Annotated in this window: 15 protein-coding genes, 2 tRNA genes and 1 other RNA gene; 7 read left to right on the forward strand and 11 right to left on the reverse strand. The window is 42.4% G+C overall.

What is annotated here, in order from left to right; genetic code table 11:
* Positions 1 to 35: 35 nt before the first annotated feature.
* The 5 genes from FC51_RS00370 to FC51_RS00385 form a co-directional block, all read right to left on the reverse strand.
* Positions 36 to 575 carry a hypothetical protein gene (locus tag FC51_RS00370; protein WP_057909356.1) on the reverse strand — a complete coding sequence of 180 codons (540 nt, stop codon included), beginning with the start codon at positions 573 to 575 and terminating at the stop codon, positions 36 to 38.
* A gap of 136 nt (positions 576 to 711) precedes the next feature.
* Positions 712 to 951, reverse strand: coding sequence for a hypothetical protein (locus FC51_RS00375; protein WP_057909355.1), 240 nt, complete (start codon positions 949 to 951; stop codon positions 712 to 714).
* Positions 952 to 1,016: 65 nt separating this feature from the next.
* Positions 1,017 to 1,499, reverse strand: coding sequence for a hypothetical protein (locus FC51_RS00380; RefSeq protein WP_057909354.1), 483 nt, complete (start codon positions 1,497 to 1,499; stop codon positions 1,017 to 1,019).
* A gap of 392 nt (positions 1,500 to 1,891) precedes the next feature.
* Positions 1,892 to 2,258: a transfer-messenger RNA gene (gene ssrA / locus FC51_RS12040) on the reverse strand.
* A gap of 52 nt (positions 2,259 to 2,310) precedes the next feature.
* A complete protein-coding gene (locus FC51_RS00385) occupies positions 2,311 to 3,084 on the reverse strand; it encodes a Cof-type HAD-IIB family hydrolase (protein ID WP_057909353.1) in 774 nt (257 codons plus the stop codon).
* 125 nt (positions 3,085 to 3,209) lie between these two features.
* On the opposite strand from FC51_RS00385, the gene FC51_RS00390 reads away from it, so the two are divergent.
* The 3 genes from FC51_RS00390 to FC51_RS00400 are packed head-to-tail and all read left to right on the forward strand — an operon-like array spanning position 3,210 to position 6,114.
* On the forward strand, positions 3,210 to 3,908 hold the full coding sequence (locus tag FC51_RS00390) for a cysteine peptidase family C39 domain-containing protein (RefSeq protein ID WP_057909352.1): 699 nt from the start codon (positions 3,210 to 3,212) through the stop codon (positions 3,906 to 3,908).
* A 14-nt stretch (positions 3,909 to 3,922) separates the two neighbouring features.
* Positions 3,923 to 4,654, forward strand: coding sequence for a response regulator transcription factor (locus FC51_RS00395; RefSeq protein WP_057909351.1), 732 nt, complete (start codon positions 3,923 to 3,925; stop codon positions 4,652 to 4,654).
* Complete coding sequence (locus FC51_RS00400; protein WP_057909350.1) at positions 4,651 to 6,114, forward strand: sensor histidine kinase; 1,464 nt, start codon at positions 4,651 to 4,653, stop codon at positions 6,112 to 6,114. Before FC51_RS00395 ends, FC51_RS00400 begins: the two co-directional genes overlap by 4 nt.
* A gap of 107 nt (positions 6,115 to 6,221) precedes the next feature.
* Here FC51_RS00400 and FC51_RS00405 read toward each other — a convergent pair whose 3' ends face one another.
* Positions 6,222 to 6,455, reverse strand: a complete 234-nt coding sequence (locus FC51_RS00405) for a hypothetical protein (protein WP_057909349.1) — start codon at positions 6,453 to 6,455, stop codon at positions 6,222 to 6,224.
* A 378-nt stretch (positions 6,456 to 6,833) separates the two neighbouring features.
* Positions 6,834 to 6,907, reverse strand: a tRNA-Glu gene (locus FC51_RS00410).
* Positions 6,908 to 7,028: 121 nt separating this feature from the next.
* Between FC51_RS00410 and FC51_RS00415 the strand changes: the two genes are divergently transcribed.
* Together FC51_RS00415 and FC51_RS00420 are read left to right on the forward strand one after the other, a co-directional pair.
* Positions 7,029 to 7,100: transfer RNA gene (locus FC51_RS00415), tRNA-Gln, on the forward strand.
* 163 nt (positions 7,101 to 7,263) lie between these two features.
* Positions 7,264 to 7,617, forward strand: a complete 354-nt coding sequence (locus FC51_RS00420; protein WP_057909348.1) for an MmcQ/YjbR family DNA-binding protein — start codon at positions 7,264 to 7,266, stop codon at positions 7,615 to 7,617.
* A gap of 42 nt (positions 7,618 to 7,659) precedes the next feature.
* Here FC51_RS00420 and FC51_RS00425 read toward each other — a convergent pair whose 3' ends face one another.
* Together FC51_RS00425 and FC51_RS00430 are read right to left on the reverse strand one after the other, a co-directional pair.
* Positions 7,660 to 8,283, reverse strand: coding sequence for a hypothetical protein (locus FC51_RS00425; RefSeq protein ID WP_057909347.1), 624 nt, complete (start codon positions 8,281 to 8,283; stop codon positions 7,660 to 7,662).
* Positions 8,284 to 8,309: 26 nt separating this feature from the next.
* Positions 8,310 to 8,639, reverse strand: a complete 330-nt coding sequence (locus FC51_RS00430) for a hypothetical protein (protein WP_057909346.1) — start codon at positions 8,637 to 8,639, stop codon at positions 8,310 to 8,312.
* A gap of 167 nt (positions 8,640 to 8,806) precedes the next feature.
* Between FC51_RS00430 and FC51_RS00435 the strand changes: the two genes are divergently transcribed.
* Positions 8,807 to 9,814, forward strand: a complete 1,008-nt coding sequence (locus tag FC51_RS00435; protein WP_057909345.1) for a serine hydrolase domain-containing protein — start codon at positions 8,807 to 8,809, stop codon at positions 9,812 to 9,814.
* Positions 9,815 to 9,906: 92 nt separating this feature from the next.
* Here FC51_RS00435 and FC51_RS00440 read toward each other — a convergent pair whose 3' ends face one another.
* Positions 9,907 to 10,611, reverse strand: a complete 705-nt coding sequence (locus FC51_RS00440) for a type 1 glutamine amidotransferase (RefSeq protein ID WP_057909344.1) — start codon at positions 10,609 to 10,611, stop codon at positions 9,907 to 9,909.
* Positions 10,611 to 11,957, reverse strand: coding sequence for a Mur ligase family protein (locus FC51_RS00445; protein ID WP_057909343.1), 1,347 nt, complete (start codon positions 11,955 to 11,957; stop codon positions 10,611 to 10,613). The genes FC51_RS00440 and FC51_RS00445 overlap by 1 nt, the downstream gene beginning before the upstream one ends.
* A gap of 218 nt (positions 11,958 to 12,175) precedes the next feature.
* Here FC51_RS00445 and FC51_RS00450 point away from each other — a divergent pair, with 218 nt between their 5' ends.
* On the forward strand, positions 12,176 to 12,748 hold the full coding sequence (locus tag FC51_RS00450) for a thymidine kinase (RefSeq protein ID WP_171031882.1): 573 nt from the start codon (positions 12,176 to 12,178) through the stop codon (positions 12,746 to 12,748).
* The last annotated feature ends 6 nt before the right edge of the window (positions 12,749 to 12,754 follow it).

Consider the following 12,754-nt stretch of genomic DNA (forward strand, 5'->3'; position numbering starts at 1 on the left):
AAATGCACAAATCGCGGCTTGGGGATTTTTTGTGGTTATTTTGTAAAATCAAATTCTGTTGGCACTGACTTCTTTGAATGACCGATCGTGGTGCTGTCGGATTTGAAGACTAAATAGGGTGCCGGCGAAGTCGCTTTGATATTTTTACCAATCATGATCAACTGCGATTGGGCAAAGCTTTGGGCGTGGTTGGCAACGCTCGTCTTCGAAGCAGTGTTTAATTGCTGGAAGTTAGTGCCAACTTTAACGATATAGCCATTGTCAATGTCATACGAAATGCTTTGCACATACTTGGACCACTGGTACATTTTTTTGCCTTGTTCAGCTTCTTTTTGATCCTGAGCAAGGGCGTGGCTCATGGTGTCATTGTATGCAGTTTGTTGTTTGGTTGAAAGTTTGGGATTAGTAGATTGAGTGCTTGTTGAGGATGTCGAATTTGATCGCTTTGATGTTGTGCTGGCCGTCACTTTGGACGAAGATTTGTGGCTGGATTTTTCGCTGGTACTTCCGGTTCCACACCCAGATAACAATAGACCAATGGTGAGAACCAGTATTAATCCTTTCGTTTTATGCATGAAATGCCTCCGAGGTTGAAAATTTTGATTACGAAGCAAATTTTAGCACAACTGATTGATTGATTTTAAAGGATGAAACGAACTAAACCGATATTTAACGTTTGTCGAAAAATTTGTAAATAAAAACAGCAAGGCATTAATCCCTTGCTGTTTTAGGTGTGTATTCATTCTTAATAAATTCGCGGGCTTCTTCATTTTCAGGTGCAATCCTTGCCAGTTCAATCATGGAGTCCAGCATGTGGATCCATTCAGGATGGTTTCCCTGGGAATGGTCGGCCTTAAATTTTTCCAACCCGGCAACGTCGTAATTTCGGACCAATTCCAGCATTTCATTGACGAGGCCACTGACTTCATTAAAGACTTTTTCGTTATCCATTTTCTAACCTCCATTAATTCATTCACGATTTTTGTCATTGTGCGGTGATTTTGATATTTGCCTGATTATTGGGTTGAACTGTCCATTTGCCGCAATTCCGATAAGAGCTGGAGTAATTGCGCGTGGTATACGTCCGAGCGTAACTGGGCATTTTGTTGACTGAACCAGTACTGCTTGGCGGGGGCAACGTAACTTTCCGGAACTTGATATTTATCCGCGATCCGCTGGAAGGTTGTTGGGTTGTCGGCGGCTTGCTGGAGGCGATAAAGGGGTTCTTCTTGAATAATTTTAACAACTTGCGGGCGAACGGCTTCCGGCAGTTTTGGCTGAACGATTTTGACGACGGTATTTTTAATTGGTTTATCTAAAATTGTGTTGGTTTGCCGTTGGGCGTCGGTTAATTCGTGAACTTGATGGCCAACGTACAAAAACCCACCAAGAATGATGACTAGAATGCTGAGCCAGACGATTAATTTCGTGTGCTTGGACTTTTTATTTTCCAGCTTGGCTTGTTTTTGCTCAACGCGAGATGGCGTTTGATTTTGCATCAATAATTCCCCCCTCAAACATTTTTGACGACTTGAGTATACCATTTATCTCAAGTCACTTATTCATTAAGGCCCGTCATAGCAGTGAGCTTAAATAATTTTTATATAAAAAATGGCAAGCCGCTTCGACCTTCTGAACGCAAATGCGCCGATCGTTACGAACTCACCTTGGTTTGGCACCGATTGAGAGTATAGCATGGAATAGGTTGGTTTGGCAAATAAAAAATGAATGCACGTGGGATAATCTTGGTCGCGGTTTGACGAAATACAGGCGGGAAATAACCGCAGTTAACTGGTTTTTTCACGGATTTAGGATTGAGCGATGTATTGAAGACAAAAAATCCGGTTACAACCAACGCTTCACGCATTGGTTATAACCGGATTTTTACTATCAATGGAGTCGGCGGGAGTTGAACCCGCGTCCGAGCATATTGCCACCTAGATATCTACGTTCGTAGATTTATTATTTAAAATTCACCTGCTGAAACGCCATAAATCAAGGCACCCACAGTAGGCTAACCTGATTAGTCTCTTCAGTTTGCTTCAGGTGGGAGCAAACTGCGTGAGCCCACTTAATTTAGGACCCAGATCTAACCCATGGGCGAAGTTAGGAGGATCTACGCTAAGCGCTTATTAGGCAGCTAATGCGTAAGAATTGTTATTATTTTTTGCAGTTATAATAAACTGGACGTTTTTACGTGACGCAGCACGAAACGCAATCCAGGCTCAACCTATACCCGTCGAATCCATAACGACCCCGATACATCTTGTATCTTATCATATTCAACGACAAGATAGAAGCAATCTGACTTTAAAGTAAGCCGTAATGTTTCAATCCATTGACGATTCCGTGGTCGGTATTTTTAGTTGTGATAAATTCCGCGTAGGCTTTAACGTGATCGAGGCCGTTTTCCATAACAACGGGGTGGTCAACGAAGTCTAACATGGGGATGTCATTATTGCCGTCGCCAAATGCATAGGTGGGGATGCCATCTAATTTTGCATTGGCAATTAGCTCTTGAATTCCTTTTTTCTTGGAGCTGCCCTTGTGCACAATATCCATGCTAAATGGTGTGTTTCTAAAGAAAGTCAGCGTATCATTAAAGCGATCAATATAACGTTCATCAGGCCCCTTGGTGTTAATTAACATCATCACGACTTCCTGTTTGTTAACAAAATCTTCAACGCCCAGATTTGGCATTCTTGAATTGATAAAGTTGTAGTTACCACGGACAATGTCGTTGATGAAGTTAATCTTGGCACCAACACTGTTCATAACGGTGGTGGCTTCATGATTTTCCTTGGCGAACTGAATAAAGTCCAACGCCACTTGTTTATCAATCAGTGCTTTATAGACGGGTTTTCCCTCAAAGACAACGTAACTGCCGTTTGCAGAAACGACCGTATCAATTCCAGTTTGTTTCATGGTAGTTGGGATTTCAAATAAATTTCGGCCAGTTGAAATGACTGGCAGAACATTATTTTGTTTAAGTTGATGCATAGCATCGGCAACTTCAGGGTCGACGCGGGTATGCTCATTGTAAAGCGTATGGTCTAGGTCAAAGAACGCAATTCCTTTATACATAGGTAAACCTTCCTATCCGGATAAATATTAAAGTATAATCAACATTCCTATCATAACAATATTAAGACTTTCCAAGCAAGTTTCTTATTTTATTGGTAAAATGAAGTATATATGAGGTGAGACGATTGAGAAAAACAACCATTGCCAGCGAAAAGACCAGCCGGTTCTTTGTGCGATTACGCCGCATTCCTGGTGAGCATTGGTACTTGGCAACTGACGCCGAAACAAAAGTGACTTCAAAAGATAAAACCCGGATTCCTGACGATATTAAGGCACAGGATTTTTTGATCGATGAAATTCGCTTTTTTAACAAACTTGTTTGGTATCATTTTACGTTTGGGGATTTATCGGGCTGGCTGCCAAAACGCAATATTCGAAAAACATTCCGCAGGTTGGATGTTGCCCCATTGAAACAGGCAACCCAATCAGACATTGATAACCAATGTACCGCGCTTTTGATGCTGCTGAGAAGTTCGGGCAGTTCAATTTCCGCAGCAGCTTTAAAAAAAGCGGTTGAACAATCTCACGGAAATTCAGGCCATCTCATTGATTTAAGTGAGTTAATCATCTCTGAAACTCATTCGATCCGCGACCTGAACCGGGCTAATTTTCGCCAGCTCAACAAACAGTTGATGCGAAGAAGGCCGGTCGTTATTAAGGTGGCCGGCGTCGACAACTTGAAGTCCAGTTACATACTATTAACCGGATTCAACAGAAAGTTATATTATTATAATGATCCTTGGACAGGAAGATTAGAATCCATTTCGCAAAATTATTTAAGAAAGCATTGGAAACGCGGGGATTTAGAAGCAATTAGTTATTAAAGGTGGGGATTTAAATGAAATTGTTAATGATTGAAGATAACAAATCAGTATCTGAAATGATGCAGATGTTTTTCCAAAAGGAAGGCTGGGATGTCACCTTTGCTTATGATGGCATTGAAGCGATCGACCTATTCAATGAAGATCCGGATAGTTGGGACATGATTACCTTGGATTTGAATTTGCCCAAAAAAGATGGGATGGAGGTTGCCAAAGAAATTCGGGCCAAATCACAAACTGTCCCGATCATTATGTTAACCGCCAGAGATTCCGACAGCGATCAGGTACTTGGATTTGAAATGGGCGCCGACGATTACGTGACTAAACCATTTTCACCAATTACGCTGGTTGCAAGAATTAAGGCGTTACAGCGGCGGGCGCATACGGAGCCGGAAAAAGAAGCGGTTCCTGAGGAGTCGTCAAAGCAGGCAATGGATATTGAGACGGACAATTTTAAGTTGAACATCGACACTCGGGAAGCTTATTTGGATAACAAATTAATTCCGGATCTGACACCCAAGGAGTTTGAATTGCTGAAGACGTTGGCTCAAAAGCCGCGTCAGGTATTTTCGCGCGAGCAGCTGCTGGCAGCCGTTTGGAACTATGAGTATTACGGCGACGAACGAACGGTTGACGCCCACGTCAAAAAATTACGACAGAAGATTGAAAAAGTCGGTCCGCAAATTATTCAAACTGTATGGGGGGTCGGCTATAAATTCGATGATAGTGAAGTGGACAAGAAAAAATGAAAATGATTTATCAGCAATTGCTGGGATTCTTTCTGGTTATCGCCTGTACGATTCTTCTCTTGGGCTTTTCGTTTGGTAGAATGTCAAAAACATTTGTGTACGATACGACTTGGCGCAATTTGGAAAAGTATTCCGACAGCTTGATCCAGCAATCATTGACGATTAATTCAAAGAAAAGTGCCAAAGTCACTTTTGATGAAGAAAAGCTCAAAAATTCCGAAGCATTGTTGGAAAACCAGGCGGTCCACTTTACCGTATTTAGTCCTAAAGACCAGGTAATTTACCCGAATAACGGCGTTGCCCCGAAGATTACCAAGACCGACTGGCAGCACCTTCGTAAAAATCAAATTGTTCGGAAGGTTAACAATAAAAACTTCAAACTCAAGAATGGTAAGACACGTCCAGCGATGATTGAAGTTTTAAAACCATACTATTATAAAAAGAAATTGGTTGCAGCCGTCACGGTTGGGGCGTTTATTTCCGATGTTAACTCAAACGTTGACCGCATTAATCGGGACCTACTGAAGGCTTTGTTTATTGCGTTGATTATTTCAATGTTTGTCAGCTATTTTATTGCCCGCAGGTTGAATCGGCGGATTAGTAAATTGCGTAACGCGGCCAATCAGGTGTCAAACGGCAACTATCAGATTCGGTTGAAGCCTGGTGGCAAAGACGAAATTGGCGAACTGATCGTTGATTTTAACCATATGACCGAATCACTCCAACAGGCGAATAATGAAATTCAGCGGCAAGAGGAGCGCCGTCAAGAGTTCTTGGCGAACGCTGCCCACGAGATGCGAACCCCGCTGACGACGATTTCCGGCATTCTGGAGGGCATTAAGTACGATGTTATTCCACAAGAATCACGTGCCAAGAGTATTGATTTAATGAGTAGTGAGACGCAACGGCTTATTCGACTGGTGAATGAAAATTTGGACTACGAAAAGATCCGTTCGAATTCGATTCAATTGGATAAACGTCATTTTAATGCCACCAAGGTATTGGCAAACGTCATCGATCAGCTGACCAGCAAGGCAGAGGAATCTGGGGACGAGTTGGTCCTCAACGCGCCTAAAGACCTGACGATTTATGCGGACTACGATCGGTTTGTTCAAATTGTCTTTAATATCGTCACCAATGGGATTCAGTTTACCAATAATGGGACGATCACGATTACTGGTGAGCGGGGCTACAACGAAACAATCATTAAGGTTGCCGACACTGGAATCGGCATGTCTTCCGATCAACAGAAAAATATTTTTGAACGGTATTACAAAGCTGACGCATCCAGAAGAACCGGTAAGTATGGGGAATCTGGACTAGGCTTGGCAATCGTTCACCAATTAGTAAAGTCCCATGGCGGCAAAATTTCGGTATCATCTGAGCTAGGTAAGGGAACGACGTTTACCGTCATTATTCCCGATGCGACCGCGGCTGAAAAGGACAAGGAACGTCATTAAAGATGCAGGCCCGAGGTCATTTGGGGCTAGATGGTTCAAATTGTTATCAAAAGAAAACAGAGGCTGGGACACGAGCAAATGCTCCTATCTCAGCCTCTATTTGATTGTTATTTTTGTGCTTCCTTTGCAGCATGTTCCTCATAAGCCTTGGTGCCTTTTTCGGTTAAGCCGTTAATTTCGTTATGTTCGGTTTCGATATAACCAGCTTCAACCAGTGGCTTTGGATCACCGCCAATGACGTTATCACAGTAATCAACAAAATGGTTAACGGGTGTCCCAGAGGAAACGCGTCCAGTATAAATTGCCTTTAAAATTTCATAGTCAGTATCAGTTAATTCCATCATGAACCTCCTCAAAGTTGTTGGTTTTATGATACCACGCAACCAATTTACCGGATGGAAATATGCTTTGGTGAGATTCCTCTAGACAATTATGAAAAAGTGTATAGGAAATTTTTTGAAATGAATGAGCCGACTATGAAACATCAGGACGATTATTTTCTGCATGCTTAATATAAAGGACAAAGGCGGTAAGTCAAAGTCGCATAGTTTGTACCGGCAAAATAGATATCCGAAAAAATTTTGAATTATTTGTATTTGATGTTGAATTCGAGGACAATGCAGACATTCTGCGATCTCAAACAGAATGAATTCTGGACACAACAAAAAAGCTGCTAAACGTTATTCTAGCAACGCTTAGCAGCCTTATCTTGTTCCTTATCACCCGCACGGGGCTCGAACCCGTAACTCCGCCTTGAGAGGGCGACGTCTTAAACCAGTTTGACCAGCGGGCAATGCTTTCAAACTCACTATAATATAATATCGAACTTACCCATGTTTGTCAACAAAGCAATTACAAATCCGGAGTTGACAAAAGGCGGAAAAATCTATAATATATTTAGTTGTGATATTCATTGGGTATTCGCCAAATGGTAAGGCAACGGACTCTGAATCCGTAATTTACTGGTTCGACCCCAGTATACCCAATAATGAACGTTCGCTCGGCTTTACAGGCTATTGATGTCCTGTGAAACCGAGCTTTTTTATTGCTCTAAAAGAAACAAAGCAACTATTTTAATTTCAGCAGCTTTTTCTTTTCCCACCATCAATGTTATTGTAAAGACACTAATGAAATCGGGGAGGGTGCAAAATGCAACGAAAAGAAGTTGAAGCATACGTCAAAGATAAGTATCAAACAACACCGGAATTTATGTGGAAGAAATATCCCAGTTATGCTGTACTGAGGCATCAGGACAACCGCAAATGGTATGGATTATTAATGACGGTTGAGAGAGGTCAACTCGGTCTTGAAGGCGATGGCAGTGAAGAAATTATGGACATCAAGCTTGACCCGAAGGAAGTTGAGCTTCGCCAAGGCACCGCCGGATTCCTGCCCGCGTATCATATGAATAAAAGCAACTGGTTATCCGTCCGATTAAGCCAGGTGCCAGAAAAACAAATTTGTGATCTGATTGATGAAAGTTATCAAATTACTCAAGCATGATACAAAAACGGCGGTGAATAGTCCGGTCACCGTCGTTTTTGATTACTTACTTTCATAATATGTGTCAGCTTTATCCCGCAGTTGATTGGTTTCAAGTGTCTTTAGGTTCAGCTTCTGAAGTGTTGATTTCTTAAAGGTCGACTTCACAATTGTCTTTTTTTGACCATTGCCGACGTTTCGATTAAAAACAATTTCAAACTCATTGAATTGCTGGTACTTGGAATTCTTAATGGCTTTTAAAATTGCGATCGTGGTTAAGCGAAATGATTCTTTTGTATCCCGCTTATCGGTGACTTCAATGGTCGCGACCTGCCCACGTGAGCTGAACTTGGTCTGGTGAACAAACAACAGTGTTCTAGTTGTACTCAGGGTTTGTTTGACGGAAGCCTTTGTTGTTTTCGTGGGGGTTTGCTGCTTTGATTTAGCCTTTTTTTCCGTACGGGCTTCCTGCTCGGCATTCCCCTTTTTAATCACATTTTTGCCCTGTGGGGTGTTGAAAAAAAGCGTCCCAAAGACGGCCATTAACACTAATGAAATTAACGCATATTTGCCGTAAGGATACTTTCCCTTCTTACCGGTCGTTTTGAAGTACACAAACATCGCAAAGAAAATGACCATCGCATAAGACGACAGCTTGGTAATTACATCGAATAACTGACTAATCAAATCAAATTTCCTCCTTGCTTTTGCGCTTATTCAAACGACAGATCGATTAAATACTTGTGCTTATCAACAAGGTGGGAACTTGTGACCCACAGCTCATGATAACTGGCATCTTTCACTTTAGTCTGGTCATGAAAAAAGTCCAGTAAGTCACTGTACATCGACATAAAATCCGGTGACATCAAATTAACCATCAAGCGTTGTTTAGGAAAGTAAATTTCCGGATTGCCCAGTTTAACATCGTCATCCAGATACATTTCGACAACGTTGTCATAAACATCACGCTTGGTTTCGACTTTGTCCGGGTGGGATTTAATATATGAAAGAACGTGATAAATTGTGTCTGAGTTACTTGCCACGTTTATTTCCTCCAATCTGTGAACCGTTTACCCTCTAATTGTACCAAATCTAGCCTGATTAAGGGCATCTTTTCGTAATTGCCTGGATTTGAGGCGACTTTATCCCAAAAGCGTTTAGCGTTAAAATTAAAACCATTAATGCGTCTAAGAAACGAGGGAGATCCTTGATGAAATATTCAAAAACAATTGCCAAAATGCATCAATTTGTCGACGCTGGGATCGTCCCCGGGGTCAGCTTTGGAATCCTTGACAACGATGAAGAGATCACCGATTATTTTGGCCAACAGGAATTAGTCCCTCATCGGATTGCTTTGCATCCTGGAGAACTATACGATTTGGCATCGTTAACCAAGGTCGTTGGCACAACCAATCTAATTTTAAGGTTACTTGTAACCGGCAAGATCTCTTTAGACGAATCGTTAAGCGACTATCTTCCCGAGTGGCAGTCACCCCAAGTAACGATTCGCCACTTATTGACCCATACGTCAGATATCGTTGGGTATATCCCCAATCGAAACCAGCTGCCAAAGGATCAATTAATGTCGGCACTGCTTCAATTGAAGAGTGGGCCGGATATTGGGAAGGTCGTTCACTATCAGGACTACAACTTTATTTTCTTGGGTTGGATCGCAACAAAGGTGTTGGGGAAACCCGTTCAGGAACTGATTAACGATTATGTCTTGGAGCCGTTGGAATTGGGGCAGGCCACTTTTCACCCTCAAGATATCACAAATGTGGTCCCAACTGAAAATATTCCAGGTCAGGGCTTAATTCGCGGGACTGTCCATGATCCAAAAGCGCGGATTTTAGGCGCTGACTGTGGCTCCGCGGGATTATTTGACTCATTATCGGACTTGATGCATTTTTCCCGTTGGCTTTTAGGGGATGTCAAATATCCGGATTTTCTTCCAGACGAATGGTTGGACCAACTGTTTGTCGATCAGACGCCCGGTCATATGAACAATCGCTCGTTTGGCTGGATTCTAAGAAGTTACGCTGGTCATCCATACATTCTTCACACTGGCTACACGGGGACGTTGATGGTGATTGACCGCGTTGCCCACACGGCGTTAATTTTCTTATCTAATCGGGTTCATCCAGATCCTGGCAACAAGATGTTTTTACCGTCTCGAAGCGAGTTGATTCGAACGTTTATTACAGAAGCCAACCAATAATTGCTAAATACAAAAAAGGGAGTTGCCAACGAACCGTATCGTTCGAAGGCAACTCCTTTTCGATTGTGTAAAATTTTCGTAGTGTCAGCTTTCTAAAAAGTGGCGCCAACTTTCAGTGCTTCTTGAGAAGTTAAATCGGCATCCGGATACTTGCGCTTCAATGCATTCATCAACACGTGTTTGGCAATATCGTTATTCCGCGCCAAAATTGGACCGTGGAAATACGTGCAGTATACGTTTTTGTAAATTGCGCCTTCCGTGTGATCCTGGCCGTTATTACCATGGCCCTTCAAAACCTTACCAAGGGGGCGTTCGCCTTTACCTAAGAAGGTAATTCCCTGATGATTTTCGAAACCGTGGTACTTCTCACCAGTTTCTTCATTTTCAATTTCAACGTCGCCAATGAAACGGTGGTCCTTTTGCTTGTCGGTGTAATGATCCAAAGCACCGATTCCCATCAGCTTTTCGCCGTTGGCACCAATGTAGTAGTGTCCAAGCAGTTGATAGCCGCCACAGATTGCGACCACTGACCCGCCGTCTTCAATAAAACCAGTCAGGGCCTGTTTTTTGGTTTGAATATCTTTTGAGATAATTGATTGTTCAAAATCCTGGCCGCCGCCAAAAACCACAATGTCATACTTGTCGGGGTCAAACTCCTGTCCCAAGCTGATGACTTCAGAGGTCAGGTTAACACCCATTTTACCGGCCAAATACTTTAAAACCAGGATATTTCCCAGGTCACCATAAGTGTTCATTAAGTCGCCATAAAGGTGGCAGACATTAAGTGAGTATGCCATTATCCCATTCCTCCTTTGATAAAGCCCTTTGCCGCAAATACTTTTCTTAAGTGTAGCATAGCCGTGTAGGTTGCGAGGATATAAACCTTTTTGGTAGGGGCATTTGGAATCATTTCAACAACTTTATCCAAATCAGGTTCTACCAAGTGTTTTTGCGGGTCGACTCCCGCAACTTGAAGCCGGTAAGTGATGTCTTTATATCGTTCACCGCCGGTAATAAACTGTTCGATATTCATCTTTGGCAGCCGTTCAAATTCACCATCCCAAATCCAACTGGTGTCAATTCCGTCAGCATAGTTGGCGTTCAGCAGGCCAATAAACGTGAACGGATCTTTGTCGGTTGAAATCATATCGATGACCTGATTGAGACCAACGGGGTTCTTAACCAAAATCAGCGTTACCGACTTCCCGTTGACGTTGATTTCTTCTTGACGACCGAAAATTTGTTTTCCGGTTTCGAATGCCTTCTTGGTTTGGGCAGGAGAGACCCCCATGAATCGTCCAACCGAATAAGCAGCGAGTGCATTATAAATGTTGTACACACCACCAATTTCAATTTTAATTGGTTCACCGTCAATTTCAAAACTCGACGACTTGGGTGTCAACTCAGTGATCTTGTTCAAAGCGAAGTTTAACTCAGGCCGTTCAAAGCCACAGTTGGGACAGAAGTACTTGCCGAGATTTGAGTAGCTGATGAAGTGGTAGTGCAGCACATGTTGACATTGGGGACATAAGACACCGTCCGTATTGGGGGTTGCCTTGATGTCGCCATCTTTTTGGTTATCAAACCCATAGTACACGATCGGATTTGGCAGTTGCTTGGAATGAAAAATCGGCGCATCACCATTTGCAATAATCGTCGCGTTGGGGGCAAGGGCAACACCGTTTAAAATTTTATTATAAGTGGTGTAAATTTCACCATAGCGGTCCATTTGGTCACGGAAGATATTGGTGAACACAAAGGCTTTTGGTTTAATGTACTTTGTGACCATGATGACGTTTGCTTCATCGACTTCCAGTACGGCGAGCGGTCGTTTTCCCTTTGCTTTTGGTGCGTGAAGGAATGTGGTAATAATTCCCTGCTCCATGTTTGAGCCGGTCGGGTTGGTTAAAATATTATCGTATTTTTCTTTTAACACTTGAACTGTCAGTGCCGTCGTCAAGGTTTTTCCATTCGTTCCCGTAATGACAATCACGTCATAATGATTGCCAAGGGTTGCTAAAATATCCGGATCCAGTCGCTTGGTAATTTTACCAGGCAGCGAACTGCCACCCTTCAAGAACGTGTGTAAGAACCAGTATGACGACCGACCAGCTGCAGTCGCAATTGCGCTTTTTAATGACATAAGATTTACTCCCTTAGTGAAGGACATATTGATACTAATCAACCATTAAGTTTAGCATATGCCAAAGGGTTTGAACATACATCCGCTCACAGCTTAAAGCTTCACTAAAAATTTCTGGGCCAAAAATGAGGCTCAACGTTAATTTTCTCATTATTATCGATTTTCAACTATTTTTCTGTATAATGGAAGAGAAGCTCTTAAGGAAAAAGGTGGATATTTTGGCTCAACTATTTTATCGTTATGGCGCGATGAACAGCGGCAAAACAATCGAGATCATCAAGGTTGCTCACAACTACGAGGAGCAGCACAAAAGTGTTATCATTATGACCAGTGCGGTGGATACCCGAGAAAAGCACGGGATGATTGAATCAAGGATTGGCTTGGAACGAAAGGCGGAACCCATTCACGAGAACACAAACGTCTTTGACTTGGTTCAAGAGTTGAATCCCCATTCCAGCTGCGTTTTGATCGACGAAGCACAATTTTTACTTAAAAAGCACGTACTGGAACTTGCAAAAATTGTTGATGAGCTCAATATTCCCGTGATGGCGTTCGGACTCAAAAATGATTTTCAAAACAATCTGTTTGAAGGCTCAAAATATCTGTTGTTGTATGCGGATAAGATAGAAGAAATGAAGACCATTTGCTGGTTCTGTGGTAAAAAAGCCATCATGAATCTCCGCTTTCATGATGGCAGCCCGGTATACGAGGGTGAGCAGATTCAAATGGGCGGCAACGAATCATATTATCCGGTCTGCAGGAAGCATTACTATAATCCACCTATCAAGTAACAAAGT

This window comes from Lentilactobacillus parabuchneri DSM 5707 = NBRC 107865, assembly GCF_001435315.1.
In the GTDB taxonomy this organism is placed as follows: domain Bacteria; phylum Bacillota; class Bacilli; order Lactobacillales; family Lactobacillaceae; genus Lentilactobacillus; species Lentilactobacillus parabuchneri.